General features: G+C 40.2%; 20 protein-coding genes. 8 read left to right on the forward strand and 12 right to left on the reverse strand.

The features are described from left to right. Nucleotides 1–18 precede the first annotated feature (18 nt). Nucleotides 19–1584, forward strand: coding sequence for a HEAT repeat domain-containing protein (locus L1077_RS20265; protein WP_237138721.1), 1566 nt, complete (start codon nucleotides 19–21; stop codon nucleotides 1582–1584). Between the two features lie 71 nt (nucleotides 1585–1655). Here the strand turns inward: L1077_RS20265 and L1077_RS20270 are convergent, their stop codons facing one another. Then, a complete protein-coding gene (locus L1077_RS20270) occupies nucleotides 1656–1823 on the reverse strand; it encodes a hypothetical protein (RefSeq protein WP_237138722.1) in 168 nt (55 codons plus the stop codon). Nucleotides 1824–1897: 74 nt separating this feature from the next. Then, nucleotides 1898–2368, reverse strand: coding sequence for a hypothetical protein (locus L1077_RS20275; protein WP_237138723.1), 471 nt, complete (start codon nucleotides 2366–2368; stop codon nucleotides 1898–1900). Nucleotides 2369–2788: 420 nt separating this feature from the next. On the opposite strand from L1077_RS20275, the gene L1077_RS20280 reads away from it, so the two are divergent. Beyond that, nucleotides 2789–4423, forward strand: coding sequence for a PKD domain-containing protein (locus L1077_RS20280; protein ID WP_237138724.1), 1635 nt, complete (start codon nucleotides 2789–2791; stop codon nucleotides 4421–4423). 60 nt (nucleotides 4424–4483) lie between these two features. Here the strand turns inward: L1077_RS20280 and L1077_RS20285 are convergent, their stop codons facing one another. Continuing rightward, entirely contained in the window at nucleotides 4484–5488 is a 1005-nt protein-coding gene (locus L1077_RS20285) for a GNAT family N-acetyltransferase (RefSeq protein WP_237138725.1), read from the reverse strand. 211 nt (nucleotides 5489–5699) lie between these two features. Here L1077_RS20285 and L1077_RS20290 point away from each other — a divergent pair, with 211 nt between their 5' ends. Then, complete coding sequence (locus tag L1077_RS20290) at nucleotides 5700–8501, forward strand: tetratricopeptide repeat protein (protein WP_237138726.1); 2802 nt, start codon at nucleotides 5700–5702, stop codon at nucleotides 8499–8501. Between the two features lie 310 nt (nucleotides 8502–8811). On the opposite strand, the gene L1077_RS20295 is transcribed toward L1077_RS20290, so the two are convergent. The 4 genes from L1077_RS20295 to L1077_RS20310 form a co-directional block, all read right to left on the reverse strand. Continuing rightward, nucleotides 8812–8955 carry a hypothetical protein gene (locus L1077_RS20295; RefSeq protein ID WP_237138727.1) on the reverse strand — a complete coding sequence of 48 codons (144 nt, stop codon included), beginning with the start codon at nucleotides 8953–8955 and terminating at the stop codon, nucleotides 8812–8814. Nucleotides 8956–9095: 140 nt separating this feature from the next. Continuing rightward, nucleotides 9096–9773 carry a DUF4386 domain-containing protein gene (locus L1077_RS20300; protein WP_237138728.1) on the reverse strand — a complete coding sequence of 226 codons (678 nt, stop codon included), beginning with the start codon at nucleotides 9771–9773 and terminating at the stop codon, nucleotides 9096–9098. Between the two features lie 805 nt (nucleotides 9774–10578). Beyond that, a complete protein-coding gene (locus tag L1077_RS20305; protein ID WP_237138729.1) occupies nucleotides 10579–11256 on the reverse strand; it encodes a DUF4386 domain-containing protein in 678 nt (225 codons plus the stop codon). A gap of 148 nt (nucleotides 11257–11404) precedes the next feature. After that, nucleotides 11405–12538 (reverse strand): helix-turn-helix domain-containing protein, encoded by a 1134-nt coding sequence (locus L1077_RS20310; protein WP_237138730.1) that lies wholly within the window; start codon nucleotides 12536–12538, stop codon nucleotides 11405–11407. A 691-nt stretch (nucleotides 12539–13229) separates the two neighbouring features. Here L1077_RS20310 and L1077_RS20315 point away from each other — a divergent pair. Beyond that, complete coding sequence (locus L1077_RS20315; protein ID WP_237138731.1) at nucleotides 13230–14285, forward strand: Kelch repeat-containing protein; 1056 nt, start codon at nucleotides 13230–13232, stop codon at nucleotides 14283–14285. Between the two features lie 54 nt (nucleotides 14286–14339). On the opposite strand, the gene L1077_RS20320 is transcribed toward L1077_RS20315, so the two are convergent. Both L1077_RS20320 and L1077_RS20325 read right to left on the reverse strand, forming a co-directional pair. Next, nucleotides 14340–14555, reverse strand: coding sequence for a hypothetical protein (locus L1077_RS20320; RefSeq protein WP_237138732.1), 216 nt, complete (start codon nucleotides 14553–14555; stop codon nucleotides 14340–14342). A 92-nt stretch (nucleotides 14556–14647) separates the two neighbouring features. Next, complete coding sequence (locus L1077_RS20325; RefSeq protein ID WP_237138733.1) at nucleotides 14648–14875, reverse strand: hypothetical protein; 228 nt, start codon at nucleotides 14873–14875, stop codon at nucleotides 14648–14650. A 752-nt stretch (nucleotides 14876–15627) separates the two neighbouring features. On the opposite strand from L1077_RS20325, the gene L1077_RS20330 reads away from it, so the two are divergent. Next, nucleotides 15628–16437: an FkbM family methyltransferase gene (locus L1077_RS20330; protein WP_237138734.1), complete on the forward strand. Its 810-nt coding sequence runs from the start codon at nucleotides 15628–15630 to the stop codon at nucleotides 16435–16437. A 259-nt stretch (nucleotides 16438–16696) separates the two neighbouring features. On the opposite strand, the gene L1077_RS20335 is transcribed toward L1077_RS20330, so the two are convergent. Further along, a complete protein-coding gene (locus tag L1077_RS20335) occupies nucleotides 16697–17062 on the reverse strand; it encodes a hypothetical protein (protein WP_237138735.1) in 366 nt (121 codons plus the stop codon). A gap of 282 nt (nucleotides 17063–17344) precedes the next feature. Between L1077_RS20335 and L1077_RS20340 the strand changes: the two genes are divergently transcribed. Next, on the forward strand, nucleotides 17345–19474 hold the full coding sequence (locus L1077_RS20340) for a TonB-dependent siderophore receptor (protein ID WP_237138736.1): 2130 nt from the start codon (nucleotides 17345–17347) through the stop codon (nucleotides 19472–19474). Between the two features lie 67 nt (nucleotides 19475–19541). Here L1077_RS20340 and L1077_RS20345 read toward each other — a convergent pair whose 3' ends face one another. After that, complete coding sequence (locus L1077_RS20345; protein ID WP_237138737.1) at nucleotides 19542–22646, reverse strand: efflux RND transporter permease subunit; 3105 nt, start codon at nucleotides 22644–22646, stop codon at nucleotides 19542–19544. Then, entirely contained in the window at nucleotides 22643–23815 is a 1173-nt protein-coding gene (locus L1077_RS20350) for an efflux RND transporter periplasmic adaptor subunit (protein WP_237138738.1), read from the reverse strand. Before L1077_RS20350 ends, L1077_RS20345 begins: the two co-directional genes overlap by 4 nt. A gap of 164 nt (nucleotides 23816–23979) precedes the next feature. On the opposite strand from L1077_RS20350, the gene L1077_RS20355 reads away from it, so the two are divergent. Together L1077_RS20355 and L1077_RS20360 are read left to right on the forward strand one after the other, a co-directional pair. Then, nucleotides 23980–24801 (forward strand): nicotianamine synthase family protein, encoded by an 822-nt coding sequence (locus tag L1077_RS20355; RefSeq protein WP_237138739.1) that lies wholly within the window; start codon nucleotides 23980–23982, stop codon nucleotides 24799–24801. A 3-nt stretch (nucleotides 24802–24804) separates the two neighbouring features. Then, nucleotides 24805–26076: an MFS transporter gene (locus L1077_RS20360; RefSeq protein WP_237138740.1), complete on the forward strand. Its 1272-nt coding sequence runs from the start codon at nucleotides 24805–24807 to the stop codon at nucleotides 26074–26076. Nucleotides 26077–26089 lie beyond the last annotated feature (13 nt).

Genomic DNA, 26089 nt, shown 5'->3' on the forward strand with positions numbered 1-26089 from the left:
CACTTTTGAGATGAGTCCATGAAAAAAACAATTTATATATGCGCCGCTGTAGCTGTGGTAGTTGGCTTGGCGATACTCAACTCTTTGAGCAATAATGATAAAATTTTAATTGAGCCTGAAGCAGTTACACAAGAGCAGTCAAAAACACTGACTGAAAAATCATATTTTTTTGCCTATCAAGTCGATATTCATTCTGCTGTGTTGAGTGAAAGTGGTAGCGCGATGACATTCTCTGAGTTGAGTTGGAAAATGAATTTCCAACCTCATGCGTCTGCATCGACCAAGTCAGCCGCCATGTTGAGTGATATTGTGTTTATGGCAGACAATAAGTTACAAACAATGCCCACGCAAATTCCCTTTTTGGTGAAGTATCAGTCTCGACAATTTTCAGATCTTGATATGCTTGGGTTAAGTGAACAGCACCCATTATCTGTGCTATCTAAAGTACTTGATTTAATGAGTTACTCATTAGACTCACCGCTTACTTTTGAAGATGCGTTGGGCGTGAAAACATTCCAGTACGTTCAACAACATAATGTGATAGAACGAGTAGTGACAGCCCATCAAAAACATGCAGACAACACAGAAGAAGAACAGTGGCAGATCACTTTGAATTTATCCCGTCCAGGCACACCATTGACTCTAGAATATAATAATAATCAAATTTGGCAGCGTAGTGGACAACGCTATGAAGTTGTACAAACTGTGTCAGTTAAGCCTATTACACACACGCCTTTTGAACCCGTTGATTGGCAAGCTAATCACAACACACATATTCTGCCGGATGATAACGCACGGGGCACTGGTATCGAGGTCACAGGGGATAACTTTTTGGAGTATATACAGTCGCTAAAAGGTAATTTAGATCCTAATTTAGCAAAAGCGATTGGACTATATATGCTTAATAACTTTGATCAAAGTGGCTTAAAAGGCCTGTTTGAGCAGCATGAAAATTTAACTTCTGCATTTATCTACGCGTTACAAAAAGCACAGACTCTTCAGGCTGAGCAAATGCTCTCAGATCTTTTGACTGATGATGAGTTAGGTGTTCAGGTACAGCAAAAGTTAGTGATGGCGTTAGGACGCTTTGAAAATGCATCAGATATTGGTTTCTCTAGCTTAAGGCATGTTGTAGAGAAAGGAACAAATGAGGCGATTTCCGATATGGCGCTACTTAACATGGGTACAATGAGTAAGTTTTCTCCAGTGCAATCCAACCAAGTGGCTGATTATTTGGCTGATAAAATGCGCAGTCCTGCTCACCTTTCAACCGCAGTGTTAGCGGTGGCCAATAGCAAAAACCCTAAGCTGATTGCAAAACTCCCAGCTTTGCTCCAGCACTCGGATGTACAGGTCAGAAAGAATACTATTAAATCTTTAGGGCAAATGGCGGACTATCAGGATCAGGTAGTAACGAGCTTATTAGCATCTCCTGAAATGGCCTCGATTGATGCTTTCGCTCGTGTATATCAGCAAGCAAACTATAAATTATCAGCTATGAATATAGAGCGCTTAGATGGTCTTTATCAATCGCAATCCAATCCGGTGATTAAAAAGAGACTGAGTACGATTATGAATATGTAATTATTTAATGTAGGCAATTCATCATAAGTGAGTCTCTACTTTTTAAAGGAACGAGACTCATCTTTTATACATTAAATTTCTTCAGTACACATGCGTTGTGCAATACTCTGATTGTCACAGTGATCTGGGCCATATGTTCTGCGGCCACCACCTGCAATGTTAGGTGTGAGTTTTACCGGTAATGCGAGTGTGTCATTACTTAATGCTTTTATCTTTTTCTTGTTTAGTTTAATTTTCATCTGTTTTCCTTAATGATGTAGCGTGCCTAATCTGCAAGTACGCATTTGGTTGATTTGTTAATAGAATAATAGTGTTACTGTTTAACCCAATCTAAGATGTAGCCAGCACAAACAAAGTGTACTGGTTGATCGGTAAAGTCTGGTCTACAGCCGCCCACTTCAGTTGCGCCGCGCTGTCTCAGAATCGACATAGCGTGCTCAGGTGAACCTCCTCGCGCTTCGATAAGGACTTTATTTTTGCAATACCTCACATTGGTTGTTTTTGTCTCGGAATACGCAAAAGGCACGTTTGCAAAACAAGTGGCATAGACTTGATTTTTGGTTGCAGGGTTATATACCCAGTCTCCGATAAATACTGTGGAGTTTGTCGTTAAATTGATGAACTTGCTGATATTTTGAAGTGAACCATTTACAAAAGTACTACAGTTTGCGAAACCTTGATAATAACTGACTTTGCTTGTTTCCACTTCAGTTTTGCACTCTTGTGCGAAAGCATTGATAGAGCCGAGCGTAAAAAGTAAGCCCATTGCCAATTGTTTTTTCATTATTTTGATTTCTCTTTTAATGTTATTAAGTATTGTTTAGAGATTAATGCCAGTTAACAACTGGCTGATATAACGTATGAATATAGGTACTTATATAACTTAGCATTTAGCTTTCGTGATAGTAAGCTGGCAGATCTTCCGGTTTATTTTTTAATCTATTGAAATTTAGCTTAAAAAATACGATTTTTGGTAGGTAATATTACGTTATATAGTACGCAATTTTTGATGGTTTAATCGAAAATTGACAGGGTAATAAATGAGATAGGTATCAAGAAGAACCACGAGGTCTTGGGTTTCATGTCATGAATTGTTTACAGGGGGAATTAAAGTTTTATCTTGAATTTAACCTTGCAATAACATAGATTTCATAAGCTTTTTATTAAAAAAGCACAATAATTACAATTAAAGGATTTTAACCTTATGACATCATGTAAAGTAATCAAATCAATACTTCCTGTATGCGCGCTAGTACTTGCTAGTGGCACGCAAGCAAGCGTTCAAGATACTGGCGTTACCCAAAAGACTGAGATCGCCCAAGCGGTTTCTTATCAACTAAATTTAGGCCTTAATAGCGTAGTTAACTCTGCCAATAATGAGTTTGAACATGTTATTAATTACCCCAACGCACACTTTATCAAAGTGAATTTCGCTAAGTTTTCTCTGCCAAAAGGTGCCTACCTTGAAGTCAGTGACTTAAAAGGTCAAGAAGTCTATCGTTATGATCAAAATGACAGCGGTGTCTCTTCATCTATGTCAGTTTCATCAGATGCGATCAAGCTGAGATTGGTTGTCAGTGATACAAGTCTTTGGGAGCAAGGACATGGTATTGAAATTGCTGACTTCTTTGCTGGTTACTCTGATACTGAGATTGCGGCGAATGAAGTCATGTCAGGTTTTGACATGATTGAGCCTAATTCTACTTGTGGTATTAACGAACGTAGAGATGTCGCATGCTGGGAAACATCTCATCCAGTTGAGTATGAGCGAAGCCGCCCAGTTGCACGCTTATTAATTGGTGGGCGCAGTTTGTGTACCGCTTGGCGTGTTGGTGCCGGCAATCATATGTTTACCAATAATCACTGCTTTGACTCAGCAGCAGATGCGAAAAATGTCGAGGTGTGGTTTAACTATCAGCGTTCAGCATGTGGTACTGGTAGTACAAATGGCACTGTTAAAGTAATGGCAGATCAGCTACTTGCGACGGATTATAGACTGGACTATACGTTATTTACAGTCAATGATTTTGAAAAAATCAGACAGTTCGGTCATTTTGGTTTAGATGTGTCAGCTCAGCAAAAAGGGCAGCGTATTTTCATTCCACAGCACGGTAGTGGCAATCCAAAAGAGCTAGCGATTGAGAGTGATCAAAATACCGGTGGTTACTGTCAAATTGACCAAACGGTGACAGCAGGTCGTGGCTCTGATACTGACATGGGCTATAAATGTGACACCATAGGCGGTTCTTCAGGTTCGCCAGTTGTTTCTGCTTATGACAATAATGTCATTGCACTGCACCATTATGGTAATAGCACGCAATGTACGACAAAGTTGAATCGCGGTACCCGCATTGAATTGATCTGGCTAGAAGTGGCAACACACTTTGGTGGCGTCATTCCGAGAGGAGATAATGGCCCTGTTGATAACACTGCGCCAGTTGCAAACTTCTCTTTCACACAAAGTGGTTTGGCTGTGACTTTTACTGATACATCCTTTGATGATAAAGGCGTGGTTAGTTATAACTGGCAATTTGGTGATGGTACTACGAGTCAATTGAGAAACCCTGTGCATACATATGGTTCTGAGGGCACTTATAGCGTGTCTTTAACCGTAAAGGATACTGAGGGTTTACAGTCAACCAAGACTCAACAGGTATCTATTTCTCTAGGTGGTGGTTGTGCTGTTGATGCGTGGTCTGCCGGTAAAGTGTATTTAAAAGGCGATCAAGCGTCACAAAATGGCAGCATTTATGAAGCGCAGTGGTGGAACAAAGGCGCGTCACCTGCAGAGCACTCATCTAAATGGGAAGTGTGGCAGTGGGTTCGTGACTGCAACTAATCACTTATAAAGGTGATTTAAAAAAGCCACTATTGCAATCACATAGTGGCTTTTTTATTTTTAGTCAGCGTCATTATTGCCAACGAAGTGCTCAATTGGCAGTGTAAACTCAGTTCTAAGTAGTGTTCTAGTGTGTTTGGCGTTATTCATTGAAGCTTGGTTGCCAGCGTAAATATAGCCGCATATAAATTCAAAACGTGCACTAATTTGGCGGAGTACATCAGCTTGGATCTTAGGGCCGAAGCCTTGCCCTCTGTGCTGTTTTGCAATGATAAAATCACTGATAAGAACGCCCTTATAGCCAAGTTCAGTACAAGGCTCTAGTACTAATGCACCTATTTTTTGTGTTGCTTTGTAAGCAACATAACACAAGTCGTTTTTTACTGACTCAGCAATAGATTCTTTATCTTCGACTTCTAGGCGATCTTTTAACTGCGGAACGTCTTTATGAAAAGTGTGGTATTCATCTTTATACCAAGACCAGTCATTCGCCAAATCAAATGGTTTAAGGGCGATTTCATTTGAGTTTAGTTTGCTAATATGTTCAATCTTAGCGCCCCAAAAGCAGTCTTCCAATTCTGCACCCTTAACCTGTTTAAGGGCGTTAAAGTGAGCGCTGTTTGGCTTCGACCATATAGAGACCATTTCAGGCTTACACCAACTAAAAAACGCTAAAATCTCAGGCAAGTAAAGCTTGAGATCTGCAAATTTAACCGCTTTTTCGCCAATGACTTCTATTAATGTTTGATCTAAGTTGTTGCGATAAATTCCAGCTAGCCAAAGTGTGCCACAGGGCAATTTAATTATCTGGTCGTGTAAATGTTTGTCTGGAACAGAGTCGGCAATGTTTCGGCGGGCTCTTACTTCGGCAAAGCCATTTTTATAGTCGTCACATCTTGAGAAAAGATCTTTGCTTTCTGCTGCTATCGCAGCGTTCATGTCAAAACCTTGCAATGTTTTGGTGTCATAGGTATCGATGACGCCCTGTGTGAGCCTTTCAAGTTCATCGTGTGTTGCCGACATTAACGATTTAAAAGACAAGATTGAGTCTGTGTTACTCGTCATTATTAAATACCAGCCAGGTTGGGCTGTACTCCATTTAATTTTATTTTTGTTGTGGAATTTATATGAGGGGTTTTTATCTTATTTCAATGATTTGGGTACAAATAGGCAGCATTTAAACAGAATTTTCACAACCAGCTAAACTTAACCCCATGGAGTCGCTCAGCAGATAAGATTTTTTTAGTTGCTTGAGCACAAAACACAGGTTGTAACGATGTCTGGATTAGCCTTGAACATACATGCTGCTGTATTTTGTATTATCGTGCTATTTTTCAATAGCTTTGCGTTTGCCACCTTGTCCAATGAGCAGCTTGTTAAAAATATTGAAAATAGTCAAGGCACTGAAAAAATCGAAGCGATTATCGATTATGTACAAAAAAACTTTCACTACAATACACCTCAAGCACTTGAATATGCCGGTGAAGGGCTTCAACTTTTAGAGCAACATCCAAGCCATGATCAGTCTGCAAGATTATTGAGCCATCTGTCTCGTGCCTATATATCTTATGGCGATTTGAACAAAGCCAATGAAGTCGCTTTACAAGCTCAGCAGTTTGCTCAAAAGAGCACCGTCATGACAAACGAGCTGCGTGTGCAAATTGTGCTGGCAGATATTGCCATTCGCCAGCGCAGATATGACTTGGCTAGAGCGCGATTAATTGATGTGATAGAGCAGGCGAAACTGGGAAAGTTTGAGGGCTACTTAGCAAATGCGCATCGTCTTTCTGGACATTTAGACAGTAAAACGCGAGATTATGAAGCAGCTCTTGGCAGTTATTTACAAAGTTTGAGTTTATACCGCAAGCTGAAAAATCCGACCATGGCGGCATCTATTCATCAAAGTTTAGCGTCTCTTTACAGGAAAATGAACTTATACGAAAAGGTCTTATTTCATCAAAAAAGAGCGATCCAAATTTCGTTGACACTTAATAACCCTAATCAACAAGCCATTTTTTATAGCAACATGGGCACTTATTTTGATGAAGTGGGCAAGTTTGAAAAAGCAATAGAGATGCACCTGAAGTCCTTAAGGCTCAAAGAAAAGCTAGGGTATAAGCTTGGCATGATCCACTCCTATAACCGACTTGGTAGTGTGTATCGAGAAGCGGGAGATTTTAAAAAGTCAGAGCAAATGCTCAAAGAAGCGGTGGCTTTGAAAAAAGAAATAAATAGACCAGATCCAAATATTTCTACTTACCTAGACTTAGGGCGTCTGTACATTGATACCGGGCAACTTGAATTAGCTGAGCGTTATTTAACACAGAGTATTTCGCTGTATCAAGGTTCACCTTGGGAAGATAGAATTGCAGAGATCCATCAGGCGCTGGCGAAACTGCATTTGGTCAGACAACAGCCACAGAGTGCGATCGAGGCTTATTTGCGGGCGATAGAGATTGCTCAAGAACATCAAAGAGAGGCTTTACTCATGGACTGCCAGCTTGAAGTCGCCGCTATATTTGAACAACAAGGCATGCATATGCAAGCCTTGGCGCACATCAAAGACTATTTAACGTTAAAAAATAAATGGGAAGAGAAGAATAATCAATACCGGATCAGTGCGTTGGCGATTGAGTTTGGTGTCAGAGAAAAAGAGCGAGAAATAGCCAGTTTAGTCCAACAAAATCGCATCAAAGACCTTGAAATTGAAAAGCAAGCTGTACAACAAGTGGTTTTTTTAATCGGTATGCTATTTGTGTTTTGCTTTTTGTCTTTTAGTTATTTTTGGCGCACCAAAAATAAACAGCTCAGAGTTGAACAAGCGGCACTAAAGCAAGTTAGTGAAGTAAAAGAAAGGTTAAGCCATGCCCTTTGGGGGAGTGGTGATGAGTTGTGGGATTGGGATTTACAAACAGGTGTAATAACCAGAGATAACCAGATGAATAAGCTCTGCTTGCCATGTGAGCAAATTGGCACCGATTTAAATGCCATAAAATCCAGTGTTCATCCCGATGATTATGAACGTTTGCACAGTAAATTTACCTGCCACCTTGAAGGCGACAGTGACTTTTACGAAGTTAACTATCGTGTCATGACTAAAAGTGGACGATGGCTGTGGGTTTCAGATAGGGGGAAGGTCACTTCCCGATCAAAAGATGGTACTGTGCTCAGAGTTAGTGGCACGATTAAAGACATTTCTGAAATTAAAGCATCGGAGTTGGCATTGGCTGAATTAAACGCAACGCTTGAGAAGCGAGTTGAAGAGCGGACTTTAAGCTTAAAGCAATCAAGAGATGAGTTGGCAGAGATACTCGAAGAGCTGACATCAACACAAGCCAACTTAGTTGAAGCACAAAAAATGGCGTCTTTAGGGCGTTTAGTTGCAGGGGTTTCTCATGAATTAAATACACCGCTTGGCACGACGGTTACCGCCAGCTCTATATTACTAAAAGAGCTGTATGAGTTTAAGTCTAAGCTAGAAGCCAGCAAGTTAACACTCAGTGATACAAAGTCCTTTATTGATGTATCTTTATCGAGTATTGAGTTGATAGACAGTAATACGGAGCGAGCCGCTCAACTCATTAAGCGCTTTAAGCAAGCGTCAGCTCATGAATACGTTAGTAGTGAAAGTCGCATTGACCTTAAAGCTTGTATTGAAGGGGTTATTGGGTTTCATGGTAAGGACAGTGATGTGATTGTTGAGATAGATTGTCCAGAAAACTGCATGGTACAGTGTGACTCTCAAGCGCTCGGTAAGATTTTTGAGGACTTGTATTTCAATTCACTGCTACATGGGCTTGAAGGAAAAGCGGGACACATATCAATAGATGTCACCACCGAACAAGAGCAAGTGATTCTACGCTTTACTGACAATGGAAGGGGGGTTGAGCAGCAAGCGATAGCGCATATGTTTGAGCCGTTTTATACCACTGCACGACATCAGGGGAAGGTAGGGCTGGGGCTATATATGGTTTTTAATCTAGTCACATATGTTTTGCAAGGCAGTATTCGATATTGCCCAGAGTACGAAAAAGGCGCATGTTTCGAAATAATGTTTTCAACTTGTGGTTCACAATAATTTGGTTTTATAAATGGCACTCGATGTATAATTATAATTTTGGTGGTTTTTACGACTTAATTATATTAAATATTTAATTCTATCTTAGGTGTGGTTGTTATTATTTTAAAATTTATTTTTATTTTTACTTTTATTTTTTGAGTTTTTTTATGCGCTTTGTTATGTGTGTGACAAGCGTTTTTTAGTAGAGTTGAATTTCTTAGTAGGGGTAAGAGCAGGTTTTTACCTTAATCTATATTCCAAGATTTAAGACATTTTGCAGTGTACAAATGCCTGCTCTATTTTAAGCTTATGTTATGTAAGCTTAATTTTATTTTGTTTCGGGTGGCTTATCACAGTTACGACACTGCGAAATGCTTCCTAACACACCTTCTATTGGAGCAGTTGTATGAGGCCCTATACATTTAGAACCACCAACAACTTTTAATATGGTTTTTTTATTAAGTTTAATCATTATAATATTCCTTGAATTTATTTGCACAATCTTGTGCTTGATTATAAAAGCATATGTTTTTAATTTGTTCAATCGTTTTTTTCAAAGTGTTTTTTCTGCTGATGGTATTGTGGGTAATATTATTACCACTAATATATTTATTAAATTTTCACTTTTGGTTTTGCGCTTAAATCAAAGCCTTTGAAAATCATCCATAGTGGGAAGATTAGTTCGTATATGCCACCTGGGATATACATCCAAGCACCTGAGAAATCAAAACCAAAGTAATCAAAAGCGACTTTTAGTAGTAAAACTGCGTAACCAATCATGCCAAGTACTGAAATGGCTCTTGGAATTAGGCGGTATTGGTATAAAGTGATGTTCAGTAAAAAACCACACAAGCCTAAAGAAAACATCCCCATTAAAAAGCCAAACCAACGCTCAGATTTTAGCGCACTGCCCATCATATAAAGGTATTCACTCGATACATCTGGGTTGTCAATGACCTGTTTACCCATGGCAATCAATGTCATCAGCGTTACTGCACCGGTGATCAAGGTTGCGCCTTCAATCAAACGACCACTCACATATCCGATGGCAATGCGTTCACTATATTGTCTGATAGTCGGGTAAATCAGAATGGACATGCCAATGACCGCAGCACAGTTAATAAACTCTAATAATGCTGCAAACGCCAGTGATGATCTGTTAAGGGCTGCTTGCTCTAAAAAGTCTGGCTTAGTGAGTAGCTCATAAATGATGGAATCGGCATACATAAATGAGCTGGTTGAGATCAGGATAAGTAAGCCGGCAATGCGTGTAGCAAGTAAAGTAGACATAAATAAAACCCTTTTATTTTTTTGCTTGCCGACATGCTTTATTTAGTGTGCATGTCGACAGTGCGTTTTTAAGATGGGTCTATTGTTGTCGTAAATTGTGTTTAGATCGTCCTAATGGGCCCGTTCGGTCTTTTTATTCGTATATATTTTAGTGAGTTATAAAAGGTTTTTGTTTACTCTCGATAAAATGCAGACAAATCAGTTGTTATCGTTCAGTATGCATTGCACTGTCACTTTTAATTAAACTCAGGGTTGTACCAATGAATGGCTCACAAGAATCTATTTCGCTCGGAGGCCATTTGGGACAAAAGTAATTCGATATCTGTGAGCGAGCTTTTTAGTATGACGCTTTAATTTTGTCATCAAGCCGTTGGAAGTCGGTTTGTCTTTATCTAATTGTGCTAATTTAATTGGATCTGTTTAATCTTATTACGTATAAGCCTATGTTTCTTAATGCTAGTGTTTTTATTCCCAGTCGATGTTTATTTGTCATCATGTTGATGCCCGTATTGCTAGCGTGATAGGTTTCAGCTTGTCTTGTGTTAAAAACGTCAATCGACATAAGGCACACCTTAAAGAATAGCGGTCGCTTCAATCATGACTTCCTTCAACGCCTGAACGTAAGTCAGATAGGGGTCATCAGGTCAGTCATGTGAGTGTTTTATTAAAGCGCGATTGTGGCTTAAGTTTTCAACAAGATACTTTATGGGCTATCGGAGTTTGTCGGGGGAGGGGATTGCAATGGATGCGCTTAAAAACAGAAAAAGGAAGCCGTATTTAGCTTCCTTGGTGGGTTTTATATTAATTAAGATTGTGCTTTTGGTTTTGCGCTTAAATCAAAGCCTTTGAAAATCATCCATAGTGGGAAGATTAGTTCGTATATGCCACCTGGGATATACATCCAAGCACCTGAGAAATCAAAACCAAAGTAATCAAAAGCGACTTTTAGTAGTAAAACTGCGTAACCAATCATGCCAAGTACTGAAATGGCTCTTGGAATTAGGCGGTATTGGTATAAAGTGATGTTCAGTAAAAAACCACACAAGCCTAAAGAAAACATCCCCATTAAAAAGCCAAACCAACGCTCAGATTTTAGCGCACTGCCCATCATATAAAGGTATTCACTCGATACATCTGGGTTGTCAATGACCTGTTTACCCATGGCAATCAATGTCATCAGCGTTACTGCACCGGTGATCAAGGTTGCGCCTTCAATCAAACGACCACTCACATATCCGATGGCAATGCGTTCACTATATTGTCTGATAGTCGGGTAAATCAGAATGGACATGCCAATGACCGCAGCACAGTTAATAAACTCTAATAATGCTGCAAACGCCAGTGATGATCTGTTAAGGGCTGCTTGCTCTAAAAAGTCTGGCTTAGTGAGTAGCTCATAAATGATGGAATCGGCATACATAAATGAGCTGGTTGAGATCAGGATAAGTAATCCGGCAATACGTGTAGCAAGTAAAGTAGACATAAATAAAACCCTTTTATTTTTTTGCTTGCCGACATGCTTTATTTAGTGTGCATGTCGACAGTGCGTTTTTAAGATGGGTCTATTGTTGTCGTAAATTGTGTTTAGATCGTCCTAATGGGCCCGTTCGGTCTTTTTATTCGTATATATTTTAGTGAGTTATAAACGCGGCTTGCTTCCTATACAGTGAAGGGGTTAATCCTGTTGCTTTTTTAAACGCTGTGTTAAACGTTGATTTTGAATTAAACCCAACCTCATATTGAATGGTCGAGACGCGTTTATCGGTTTCTTGTAGGAGTTTTTCAGCTGCAGCAATCCGGTATCCGTTAACAAATTGGAAAAAGTTGGTTTTAAGTTGCTGCGATAAGGTCTCAGAAATATGGTTCTCACTGACACTAATGGCCTTTGAAAGTTTGTTTAAAGACAGCTCTTCGTCCATAAATATCTGTTCTTGCGTCATGATATCTTTTAAATTATCTGATATCGCGTCCATTTTTGCTTGGCTTAATGTTGCCGTTCTCGATTGTATCGAAATAGGCTGCCCTTTATCCTCTTTGGTTAAGATTGGCTGATTAAGTGCTAATTGAGCGAATGCTAGTAAAACGGCAGCTTCAAAAAATGGTAAAAGCTTTAACCATGGCAGTTTCCAACCAGTCAGGGTTGGTACGTAAGATAGCGAGTAGCAAAGCCAAACAATGCCCCATAACACGAGCATGATCCTAAACCAGTCTAGAGATTTTGATTGTATTTCTGCAAAGCGTTCCAATAATTGCTGACGGTGTCTGGCGTGTACTTGCAGTGCTTTGATGAAGTAAAAGGCATTAAACACCATAAATACAATCATATTGGCAACACAGGTGTATAACGCGATTTTAAAGTGCTCTGGGTTACGTGTTGCGGGATCTGCTAAAGCAAGTTTTTCGGCTGATGTGAATCCGATAGCAAATGGCAACATCACAAGAATAGCCACAACAGGCCCTATCATGGCTAATGCGTAGCTTTTTTTAGAAATCGCAAGCGTTGGCGACATAGTGGCGCATGCATAAAAAAATAAAGCTGGACCAAGGAGGATTCGTACAGGCATTTGCATTCCTACCAATGCAGGAAAGTACTGATATGCACCCGTATAAATGACGAGCTCTCCGCTAACATGTATAAGTAGCAAGAATAATAGCGCGATGAGATACGTTGTTTGTGGTTGCTTAGGTTTGTGCATTGCTTGCACAAGTGCAAGTAAAATCACACCCCACATACCGGAATAGATGATGGTGTCTAAAACATCCATAATTTCCCTAATACTAGATATAGTAGATAAAACTCGCTGTATATTAAGTGTGTGTAATTCTTATGTAAAGTTTAATGGGGTGTTTTTTTAGAGTTTAATTAATAATTTTATGACTGGAAGGTGATGATTTAAATAGATATATTTCTTATGCGTCTGCTTCAAATGTATTCTTTCTCATTGGTGTTCAATAAACTGGTTGTTAATGTATGCCAACCAACTATGATGCAAACTCAAGCCTTATAAAGTCTATTTTTAATCATATATTCTATTGGTTTCAACCCTAGCTGTGCCGCTTTTTCATTAAGTCAGCTAACTTACTTTGTATTGCTCGTAGGTATGGTTGTTGCAATTTTTTACCATCTTGGTTGGGACTCGCATTGAGGTCGTGTAGACAAAAAGGTGTCCTGTTTTGGTCTCTGTATTTATGAGCATTGAACTGTAAAAGGGTTTTGAGTGCCAGTATAAAAAGTTTGATGAGTGAGACGCTTTTTGTAGACAAGTGGCCGAAAGTAAACTTGCTATTACTTCTATGGAATTCAACTTAATTTACAGCGATTTGGCGCATTTATATCTACTCTTATTTAGGGTGTGTTATTTATTTAACAGTGATGTAGATGCCAATACGCTTACACTGATCGTGAGTAAGAGAATAACGGTATAAATACAGACAACCAAATACTAAGGAGTGCGAATGCATTTGTTAACTGCGAAAAGATATTTATTGGTGAAATTTTGCTTATTATTCAGTGGCCTGAACGTTGCTAGTGTATGGGCAAGCACAGAAGCAGTTGATGATAAAAAAGCTTATTGGCAACAAGCGCCTTCTTTACCTATACCATTGCAAGAGATCTATCCCGCGGTATTTAAGGAGCGGATCATCGTTGGGGGTGGCTTTACTCCATCAAAAACGCCGTCTTTTCATGGTCTGGGCCCGAGTAAAGATGTTTATTTGTTAAACCCTTCAACTGAACGTTGGCAGACAGCCCCTTCATTACCCGAACGTCGTCACCATCTGGGGATGGTGAGTAATAGACATTATATTTATGGGATCGGAGGGTATTCAGGGCCTAAAGATGATGCGTGGAAAATAAAAAGGTCTGTGTTCAGATTGGATGGCAAGTTTCAGAGTTGGCGCTCAGGGCCTTCACTCCCTATTCCGCTAGCGGAGTCTGTTTATGCCAATGTCGGAAAGTACATCCATGTTATTGGTGGCAAAACAGTCTCTTCAAAGACTGGCAAGAAGGTAGATTCCAACGCGCATTATGTGCTCGTTAATAATGCATATTGGCGAAAAGCAAAGCCCGCGAGTATTGAGCGAAATTCTGCTGCAAGTGCTGTCATTGGCAGTAAGATTTATGTCATTGGTGGACGCTCTTTGGCACAGGGTGGTAAAAATCTAATTAACGTTGAAGTATATGACACGAAAATGGATACTTGGACTGCCTTAAGCCCATTACCTATCGCGTCAGCAGGGCTGTCCGCGAGTGTGCTGGATGAAAAAATCATTGTCACTGGTGGAGAAGTGTTTGGGCCAAATCATCAATGGCAAGAAGGGGAGGCTTTTTCGAATGCTTGGAGCTATGACCCAAAAATGGATCAATGGCAAGCACTACCCGATTTGCCTCAAGCACGTCATGGACATGGTGCTGTTACCTTGAATAACACATTATATGTGATTGGTGGAGCTGCAAAAGTAGGCCCTCAAGACACATTGCAAAATACACTTTCAATTACAGCAGAACAGTAGGTGTTGTAAATTTGGAGAATAGCCACCTAATGGGGCTATTCTCTATTATTGGAATTAATAACTCCAATGTGCCTTACCGCCATGTCTTGTTTCGCAGTGGTAAGCTGCACGAGACGCATAAGATTCTTCCCCATGCAAGAAATCAAAACTCCACAGTATTTTATTGTCTTTAAAACATGTAACCTTGAACCCGCTAGAAAATGCTTGTGATTCCATTGGCATTGCAGAAACTACTGCTGCTGTAAGCGCGAAAAGAATTGGCTTAATCATTGTCATTCCTTTTTATATAAATTTTATTATTAATTGATTAGATTGGTATGGAACAGTTTTTAATTTTGCTTAATTGAGAGTTTTAATACCCTTTACCAACTAGAACCAAGTGTTTTGGCTTTCCCTCCAAGTCTTCTTTCGCAGTGATCTATCGTACGAATAATATAGTCAGTCTCATACCCAGAAAATCGTAGGTTGAATATCAAAGTGTCATTTTTATAGCAAAGTACATCTACATAGCCGCCAATAGCTTGAGATTGCTGTGGGAAAGTTGCGAACACCGCTGCTGATGCGGCAAAAAGTAGTGCTTTAATCATCATTAAATCCTTGTTGAAAATAATTATCATTACTAATTGTCGGGGCGCATTTTAATCAATTAGATGTGTTTGTAAAGACTTTTAATTAATCAAATTTAAATTAAATTAATTCAAATAAGTGTTTTGTAAGAATTGTGAATCTATTTACTCAAAATTTTTGAGTAAATTTTTTCTTAATTAGTTGGAATGAAGTGGTGGAGACTATATTTAGGACTGCTATGAACATAAAAAAATTAGAGATAAATCGATATAAAAGCTGATATTTGCATATCTATATCCCTTATCGAATAGCATATAGAGTAATTTACAGTAACTCATAGGTAGTTTTAAAGTTCACTTTATGGTCTTGATTATATGTTGGTAAGACTCTGAATTTAACAGGTGAACTATTTGTTATGACTGAAGGGGATTTAATCGTTCCTGAGACTGTCTTATAGCTTTTTTACGATACCGTTACTGAAATAAATTAGGTTTAAGTAAATTTGGTTATTTAGGGCTTTATAATTATACAGATCATGTCATGCTGATAAAGTTAGTTGGATAAAATGCGAACGTCCATCTGGTTGAATCTTGTGTTTTTAAGATCTTTTTAACAAGCTTTTTATGATTTTTATTTCCATATTTAAATGAAAATATTTATATTTTATTTTTGGATTTTTTGATGTATTTTACATTTTAAAATGTACCTATACTTGTAAATTAAATTGTGCAAAGTTAATATTTGAACCTTCATAAGGAACATTCCAGGAAGTAAAATGTCAATTAATAAGCCAGCGCTACAGCCAAACCATTGCTCAGATCTTATTCGTATGGGAAACAAGTTTGATGGTGGCTACGTTGTACCAAAATCTTATATATCAGGTACTGATACATTGTTGTCTCTTGGGATCAATGATGACTGGAAATTTGATAAAGAGTTTCAAATGGAGAACCCTAACTCTAAAGTGGTTGGGGTTGATTATACTGTAGGCCTTGGTTTTATCGTTAAAAAGACGTTACAAAATAGTGTTAAGTCCTTAATTAATACAATTTTGTTTCGCCATGATAAACGTAATAAATATTGGACTCGCTTACTTAATTGTGTCTTTTTCTACTCGTTCTTTCGCGATAAAAATATTCATTTAAAGCGTCGTGTAAGTGATAAGTCTGATCAGCTCGATATTAGCTTAGATGAACTAATCGAACAATACTGCGGTAGTAAAAGTGATACTGTATTTCTTAAGATGGATATTGAAGGCGCTGAGTATCAGGTAATCGGCGATTTATGTAAACATGCTAACAGAATAAATGTTGTAGCGGCGGAGTTCCACAACTTAGATACAAAAAGTAATGAGTTCAATCAGTTCATTGAAGCCATATCAGAGCACTTTTACATTGTACATATTCATGGTAATAACTATGGTAGATATGTTGATTCAATTGATTTTCCAGAAACAGTAGAGATCACCTTCATCAATAAATCTCTCATGTCGAATGTAAAAGTTTCTAAAAATAGTTACCCAGTTGAGGGGTTGGACTTTCCAAATAATCCGAAAAAGCCTGATTATCGACTATGTTTTGAGTAATTATATGCGGTTGCAACACTGAGAGCTTGCTTATCAAGCGGTAATCATAAGCCAAATTTTAATGTCAAGTATACAAGCGCTTGAGTAAAGGTATGTAGCAGAAGCGACGGTGCTCTTTTTGAGATGTGAAAGCTTAAAACTCATTTATGTTTTAATTATAAGTAATATTTATAATAATTAAAATTAAAGTTTTTATTATATTAATCACTAGAGCTTTTGATAAAGCTCTAGTGATTTTCTCTAATGTGAGCCTATTTTATTACATGCCATTTTCATAAAACATTACAGCTCTATTAGTCAACTCAGAGGTGCCGTCTTTATAAAAAATATGTGCTGTCATGCTTTTATATTGGAATGATCGTACTGTAACCGCACACTGTGTACCACTGCAACTACGATTGTTGTTCCATTGAACTCTCTCGATTGGTTTTGTCACATCTTTTAAATAAAAAACGCCGCTCGATGAATTTCTGAAACTAAAATCCATAGCCCAACAATTTGAAGTGCCACTATTATGTGACTGACCATTTAATGAATTAACACGGCATACCAACTCTGCTGAAAAGGCAGAGTTTGCAAAAAAGCCAGTTGTTAAAGCTAACGCTAACATAGTTGAATTTTTCATTTTCTTTCCTTGTTATTATTAATTATTCATGTTTTAAGAAGTTTTAAATTTAAATATTATATTTATTTAAGTCAAACATTTAACCATTAAAATATTTTAATGAAATTTAATTTCGTAAAATCGCGATATTACTTTTTATTTTATTAAAGTAGTTAAGCAGGTAAATCAGAAGGTTACAAATTGATGATTGATGGTGCGTTATTGCGAATAGATCTTAACAGTGGCTTTGACACATGTTAAAGTACCTAAAAACGTTATAACATATCAAATAAAGGATTTGTAATGAAACCCCTTAACTATGCTTGCCGTTTAAGCGTACTTACTCTCTCTCTTGCTGCTATTTTCTCTGCACAAGCTCAAAACAGCATCGAAACAATCGAAGTCAAAGGTGAGCGTCAAGCTTATCGTGGTGAGTTTTCTCATCTTGAAACGCCAGAAGCGATTTTTGAATTTGATGCGCAGTTAATTGAAAATACAGGGTTAACTGATCTGACAGATGTGCTCGATATGTCAGCTTCTGTGAGCCGCCAAAATAGTCTAGGTGGCCTTTGGGATAGCTATGCTATTCGCGGATTCTTCGGTGACGAAAATGTACCAAGTGGATACTTGGTAAATGGATTTAATGCAGGACGTGGCTTTTCAGGGCCACGTGATGTATCTGGCATTGAGCGTATTGAAGTTTTAAAAGGGCCAAAAGCTGCACTGTATGGCCGAGGTGAGCCTGGTGGTTCAATTAACCTTGTAACTAAAAAAGCCACTTTTGATGATGCAAGCTCGGTTCAACTTACCGCAGGTAACCGCGCATACCGCCGTTTTGAGGCTGACGTGAATACGGTCATTAGTGATGATGTAGCTGGCCGTTTTATTGGGTTTTATCAAGAGGAAGATAGCTTCCGTGACACCATTGAAACGCAAAAGCATGGTCTAATGACGTCATTGGTCTTCAAGCAAAGCGAACGCTCGCAAATTTTTTATGATTTAGAGTATGCTGAGAATGAGATCCCATTTGACCGCGGTATCATTGCCGTTGGGGGGAATTTTGAGTTCATGCCAATTGAACGCTTTTTAGGTGAGCCCAGTGATGGCCCTACAACAACCAGTGTCCTAGGTCATCAATTACAGTGGAATTATGACCTAAACGATACATGGGAGCTGAGCTCTGCCGCTGCGTATCGCCAAACTGAATTAGACAGCTTCTCAAGTGATGTAGAACTTTTACCATCGCATCAAAAGTTCTACTTTGACGGACAAACGTTATCTAGACAGCACCGTGAGCGCCATTATGATACGGATCAATATGTTGTGCGTTTCGAAGTGGCGGGCGAGCTTGAAACAGGTTCAATCAAGCACAACATCATTGCAGGTGTTGACTATGATAGATTTGAGTATGATAGAGCCTACTTAGTTGCCAGAGGTGTACCAGTATCACCGACTGCTTCGGATCAAGATCTATATGCGATCAACGTGCATAACCCAGTTTATGGTCAAGTAACGCCGGGTGAACGTCTCCCCGCCGTTGTTACTCAAGAAAATCAGTGGTCGACAGGTTTGTACATCCAAAACCAGATTGAATTGAGTGATACATTGCAAGTGCGTATTGGCGGTCGTTTTGATTCAATGAAGCAAACTTTAGATGACAAACGTAGAGATATTTATACAGAACATTCTGAAACGCGTTTTAGCCCGCAACTGGGTGTTGTATATCAAGTCGCTGATAATTGGTCTGTCTATTCCTCTTATGGCCAAGGGTATCGTATGAATCTTGGTGCTGACTTCAAAGGCAATGTATTTGATTTGAACGAAACAGATTCACTAGAGTTTGGTACTAAGTTGTCTCTACTTGATAATAATTTAGATATTGCCGTAGCGTATTTTGATAATGAGCAGAAGAATATCATTGTTGCAGATCCTAACCCTGATCACCGAGGCGCAGGGCTTTCGATTGGTAAAGCAAGTAGTGCAGGTTACGAACTGGATATCGCCGGTCAATTACCCGCGGATATTAAAGTGAAATTCTCTTACATGTACCTAGACGCACAGGTTGAGGAAGACTACGTCGATTCAGCTATTTATGTGTCGATTAAACAAGGTGATGATCTGTTAAACATTCCAGAGCATTCGGCTAGCTTGCAAGTCAGTCAAGAGTATGTGGTAAGTGGCAATGCACTGACCGTCGGTGGCGGTCTTCAGTATGTGGATGAGCGCCTAGGCCAACGTGGTGTTGACTTTTACCTCCCTTCTTACGTGACAGCTAACTTATTCGCTAATTATGATATTAATGCTCAGTGGTCAGTAAAAGCACAAGTCCATAATGCCTTTGATCGCAAACACTTTACGAACTCTTATACGCAGTTCTGGGTGCAGCCTGGTGAGCCTCGTAAAGTATTACTGTCTACGTCTTATCAGTTTTAAGAACAACGACAGAGACTAATAAGTCTTAACAAAATGCCTTGGTAAGTCTCCCTACCAAGGCATTTTTTTATGCTTGTTGTGAAATCAAGCGCCGTTGTATGTTACTGAATATTCCTTTGATGTCCTCTAGTACGACATATAAGCAAGGTACCATTATTAGGGTAACAAATGTGGCGAAGAGTACTGAGAAGCTCAGAGAAATGGCGGTTGGAATAACAAATTGCGCCTGTAAGCTTGATTCAAACATGATAGGGACTAAGCCCAAAAACGTGGTCAAAGATGTCAAAAATATGGCTCTAAAACGGGACACACCCGCATCGATGACCGCGTCTTTAATATCTTGACCCAGAGTTCGGCTTTTATTTATCACATGTGTCATGACCAATGAGTCATTGAGCACAACGCCAGCTGCGGCGATGATACCAAAAATAGACATCATGCTTAGGCTATAGCCTAAAATGAAATGGCCCCATAGCGCACCGACTAAGGCAAAGGGGATAACCGACATCACGATAACAGGTTGAGCATAACTTTGTAGCGGCAGTGCGAGTAATACATAGACAACTAACAGTCCGACAATGGCGAAGCTGACCACTTGGCTTTGCTCTTTACGCTGCTCTAATAGCGCACCGCCGAGCTGTGTCATAAGCTCCGGATGTTTTACTTTAAGCTGAGGCAGAAGTGTCTCTTCGATTAATTTAGCGACGTCATTGATGGCTGATACTTGCTCGTCGACATTGGCACTGATAGTGATAACTTGATGGCCTTGCTCACGAGTGATCACCGAGATCCCAGGTACTTCGACGGTTGTGGCAATATCACCAAAAAATACCTGTTCGCCTTTGGGGAGTGTAATGAGCGTTCTATTTATTTCACTGACTTTTTCACGATCAGCATGTACGCCTTTGACCATAAAGATCACTTCTTGCCCTTCACGCATTACACGCTGCATCTCTATACCAAAATATCGGGCTGCAAGTTGTGAGGTCACATCACTTGCGGTGATTTGTAATTGGTGTGCCAATGGCTTGAGCTGCACTTGATATTCAGTTTGTGCGCTATCAAGTGAAGAAAAAACACTGTGTACGCCGTCTACACTATTTAGTTTGTCGATGAAGTCCTTACTTGCCAGTTGTAAAGTTGCGATGTCGTGTGCAAACAGCTGGTACTGTAAGTCTCCTTTCTCCGCAATATCAATGACATCTGATTCAATAGTAAACTTTTTAACTCCAGGTATAGTGGGGAGGGCTTCTCGCCAGCGCCTGGCTAATTCAAAGGTATTAAAAGGTCTGTCTGCTTCGGCGACTAACGGCGTGACAACTTCAGCTTCAGTCAGATGATCAACGCGTGTATACATGGCATCGACCATGATTTTGCCTGTTTCAGCTTGTATTTCTTGCTCCACTCGTTGAATCAAGCTTTCAATTTGCCTTACCGCTTCCAGTGTCTGCGCCTCTGAGACGTTATTATTCATTTGAATGTTGATCGACGGATAGTCATGCGGCACTTTAGGTACTGGCGTAAAGCGAACTTGGCCACTGATAAGCAGGCTCACTGAAAAAACCAGCATCAAGATAAAGCCTGTGATCACCGCATACCTATGTTTGATGCATAGCTTAAGCATCGGCACGTATCTTTTGTTTAACCCTTGTTGAAAGTGATTATTAAAGCGCGAACGCCAGTGTGTGCTAGACAGCTTAGGCATAGGAGTAGAAGCGAGGTGAGCAGGTAAAATCAGTTTTGACTCGATAAGACTGAAAAATAAACATAAGATGCACACGCCAGCAATGGCAATAAATTGACCTGAGTTGGGACCTGTGCTGAACATAAAGGGCATAAATACAGCGATGGTTGTTAACACGCCAAATGTGGCAGGCATGGCGACTTTTTGCGTACCGAGAATGATTTGCTGATTAGAGTGTCCATGCTTTTCTATTTGCTCACACACGCTTTCACCGATGACGATGGCGTCGTCTACCACAATGCCGAGCACCATGATGAAGGCAAATAATGAAACCAAATTCATGGTGACGCCGAGTAACGGCATCAACCAGAATGCGCCGAGCATGGCAACGGGTAGGCCTAACATGACCCAAATGGCCAGTCGGGTGCGTAAAAACACTGCGAGTACGATAAAGACGAGTAGGGCACCCTGAGCTAGGTTGCTTAACATCATATTTAATCGGCCATCTAGGTAGTAGGTTACGTCGACAAATTCGTAAATCTCTACTTCGCTTGGCAGTGTTTGGCGCTTGCGCTCAATGTATGGCTTTACGGTGTCCACAACTTGTGTAAGTGACTGCTCTTTATCAGCTAATACCATAATATACAGAGCGCGCTTACCGTTAAATCGCCCCTGATTGAGTGACTCTTTAAAGCCGTCTTTGATAATAGCAATGTCCTTTAGGTAAATCTTTTCACCTAGCAAGCCGGTTAAAATCGGCACTTCTGCTATCCCCAGACCAGTGTATTGGCGGGATTGCATTCTAAGGTAGATGTTACCGCTGGCAGTTTTAATTTGTCCTGCGGAGAGGTTATTTGATTGAGCCCGCAGTGCTGTTACAACTTGTGCAAGGGTTAGGTTGTATTCTCTTAGTTTATCAGGTGCGATTTCTATGGCGACTTCATAGTCAGGCATCGCAGATAGGTCGACATGAGAGATCCCTTTCAATTGTAATAATTCATCTCTCAGTTCATCTCCCAGCCGCCTTAATGACACTGGGTCATCCAAGCCCGATACAACGACGCTAAATGCACGTTGCCTTTGCACATTTTCATACACCAACAAGGGTTCCATATCGTTTGGAAAAGTTGCGATGCTGTCGAGCTTTAACTTGATCTCATCTAGTCGTGAGGCCACGTTTTCGTTGTTATGGAGCTGAATTTCGATATGGCCACCGGAAGGAGAAGCGGTACTGACAATGCGCTTTATCCCCACTTGAGGTTTCAAGGCCTGCTCGACTTTTATCAAAATGTTTTCTTCTATCTCTTTAGCTGATGCACCAAGCTGTACTGCTCTGATGGTCACCTTATTGCTATCTGATATTGGAAAGGTTTGCCGTTGAATACTGTTGTAGCCAAGTATCCCCATGCAAACAATCAGTAATAACATTAAGTTAGCGGCAACAGGGTGATTAACAAAGTAACCTATCAAACCTGGACGCTGACTCATTGGTTATCTCCTTTGTCTGCCAATTGCACGTTAGCGGTTTGTTGTTTTACTTGCATGCCATGCTGTGGATATTCAGGGAGCCGTGTCACAAGCTGATAGCGTTGCTGTTTGGGGGCGGCTATCAGTGCAAAGTCCTGCTCTTGGCGAAGTACAGGCGCAGAATACTTGGTCAGAGTTTGACTCTCATCTAGTAACCATACCGCCTTATTTTTAAGCTGTGCTTGCGGTATTTTGAGGACGTTTTCAAGCGTTATTCCATTGACATTGGCTTGTAAAAATTGACCAAAATACAAGGGGGTATTATCGCTATGTAATGCGTAGGGGTCGTCAATTCTTATTACATAGTATGCCATGCGTGTTTGCTCATTAAAGCGGCCCGTATGGCGTGTTAAAACGCCGTTTCTTTCAATGCTGCCGGTGCTTATTTGGACGTCTGTGATCGGCAAGGTTGGTAAAAATGGACGGTCAAATCCAGCAATGGGTACATGCATTTCGCCATAACTTAAATTCACCAGCTGGCCTAGTGCTTGCGCTTTAGACACGACTTGCCCAAGCCCCGTATGTCGGTTGGTTACAAGTGCATCATATGGTGCATAGTATTTTGTTCTTAAAAGGTTTTTGTTGGCTTTCTCTAAGCTTGCTTGCGCAGCTTTTAAGCGAGCTTTGGCGCTCGCTACTTGGGGCTTTCTCAGTGCAAGTTCGGTGGTATTGGGGTTATGTGCCCACTCTTTTTTAGCGACAGCTGCCTTAGCCAGTTCTTCAGACAGAGTTGCTTGTGCAAGTGCTAGATTTGCTTGTTTGTCTTTTACTTCAGTCTCGTAATCAAACGGGTCAAGTGAAGCTAAAACTTCGCCCTTTTTGACGATCCCGCCCTCAATGAACTTGTTATTTAACCACACGATTTTGCCACTGAGTTCAAACGCAATGTCGGTTTGCTCGCTCGGTTGCAATACACCAGAAAGCGAAAGCTTTGTCCGATAATCAACAATAGTTAAAGGCTGTGTCACAACTGTTGGGCGAGTGTCTATGCGCGGGGATACTGCGACTTCTTTTTTTCCGAATATAAGGAGTGCTGCGCACGCTGAACCGCCTAAAATTAATACAGCAAGCAAGACCAGTAATCGCCTTGTATGTGTATGATAATAAGACTTATTTTTATTTATTCCCATGAAAAAAGACTCTGTCTGTATTTATTTTAATCGTAAATTTTATGTTTACATAAAATGTAAGTTATTAAGTAGAATGAATTTATTCATCTTAATTGGTTTACATCAAGGTTACTTGTAAGTTATGTTATAACATAAAACAGGGGCAATATAGTAAATTCTTCGTTATGAATATTTCAAATCAGGCACTCGTTCACGCAACTAAAATCGTGGATGGATTCCAACATATCAAGTCAATGTCCGCACTTGAGATCACCCCAGACAATATGACGACGTTTCATCAGTTTTTGGACTTGCTTTCTAATGAGCATGGCAGTGACTTTGCAGATAATGTTTTGGCGCAACAAGAGATCCAAGCGATAAAACCTGGGATCCAGCAACTGTTCAGTCAGGCATCGAGCTTATATGAGCGACATTGGGCAGAGCGTATCGTTCAAAGTTCAGATTCAAAGTTGACTTTGAGCAACGAATATCCGTATTACAAACATTACCAACGGGCCACAGGGTTGGAGATAAACGCGATCCACTCATTGGCAGCGACGCCGGTCAAGAATGTATTAATGGTTGGCTCGGGCGCATTGCCATTAACGACACTGGCATTACATCAAAGTGGCTTGAGTGTTGATAACCTTGATATCAATGGCCCAGATCTATTATTGGGTCAGCAGGTGTGCGATGCACTGTCACAACAGCACCAAATGAAATTTATCCACAATGATATTTGTGAGCAAGGTAATCTTGACCAATATGACGTGATTTGGCTTGCGGCCTTAGTCGGTGATGAGTCTTTGAAAGAGAAAATCATTGCGCACTTGTATGCACAGATGAAGCCGGGTGCACAGCTGGTTGTTCGTACAGCTTATAATTTACGCACCTTGTTATATCCAAGCATTGATGAGCAAGGTCTTGCGCCATTTCAGCTCAAACTGAAAATCCAAACCTATGCAGATAACTTTCACTCAATTTTAATTGCGCAAAAGCCAGAGTAACTTATGTCAATTTTTAGTTCTTACTTGCGGCTTTCGGCTGAGTATCGGTGGATGTTGGTTGCTGCCTTTGTGTTTAACCTCGGGTTTTACATGCTGATCCCGTTTTTGGCGGGATATTTAAAGCAAGATTTGTTACTCAGTGCCACCTTGGTGGGGGTTGTCTTAGGTGTGCGTTCATTTTGCCAGCAGGGCTTATTCCTAGTTGGTGGGTTACTCGCAGATCTATTTGGTGAAAAGAAGCTGATTGTTATTGGTTGCTTGTTACGTGCAGTTGGCTTTTGTCTGTTTTTATTCTCAGACATAACCGCGTTATTGTTTCTTGCTGCATTTTTAACGGGCTTTGCTGGTGCGTTATTTACTCCGGCGGCACAGGCTTATTTTTCAAAGCAAAAAGTGCTCAGCCGCGCGCAAATGTTCTCTTTAGTGGGGGTTGCGCGAAACGGTGGCGAGCTACTTGGCCCGGTTTGCGGGGTACTGCTACTCAACATTAGCTTTGATATGTTATGCATTGTCTCTGCATTACCATTTGCATTGTTTGCACTGGTATTCACAGTGTTGATCCCTGAGCGTCAAAAGCAAGATAAAAGCGACAGTGATGATAAGTCCTCTGCGACCTCTCAAAATGGTGGCGTGAAAGCAATGGTAGCTGGTGTATTGGGTAATCGTGCATTTTTAAAGTTCTCTGCGGTAATGGCAGGGTATTTTATGCTTATCAACCAGATCTCATTCGCAATCCCAATGCATATTGTTGACCAACAAGGTAGTGCGAAAGATGTCGCTTGGGTATTGACTCTATGTGCTTTGATCTCGATTTTTTTACAATTTCCTGTCACCAAACTATGCGAACGTTGGCTATCACCAAAGCAGTGGATAAGTATCGGTATCGCATTGATGGGTCTGTCTTTCGCTACGCTCATCCCCGCTTGGCCATATGAGCACGGGGTGTTGTATTACCTGCCACTGAGTGTGTTAGCTGTGATTTTTACCCTAGGTACTATGGTGAGTTTCCCGTTTATTATGAGCGAGATCTCCGAATTGGCAAAAGACAAGTCAGTCGCTACGCACTACGGTTTTTTCTATCTATTCGCGGGAGTGGGCCTCATTGCAGGCAGCAGCGTGGTCGGTGTCGCGTTTGATTTATCCAATATCAGTGAACATCTAGCATGGTATTGCCTAATTCTAATTGGCCTTATTACAGCAATACTGAACACAGTGTTGAGCGCTTCTGCAACCCAAGAATCGCAAAGCAACGCAACCAGCACATCTACCCAATAAGTAAGGAACTTTA

The organism is Pseudoalteromonas luteoviolacea (assembly GCF_021654285.1).
GTDB classification, from domain to species: Bacteria; Pseudomonadota; Gammaproteobacteria; order Enterobacterales; family Alteromonadaceae; genus Pseudoalteromonas; species Pseudoalteromonas luteoviolacea_J.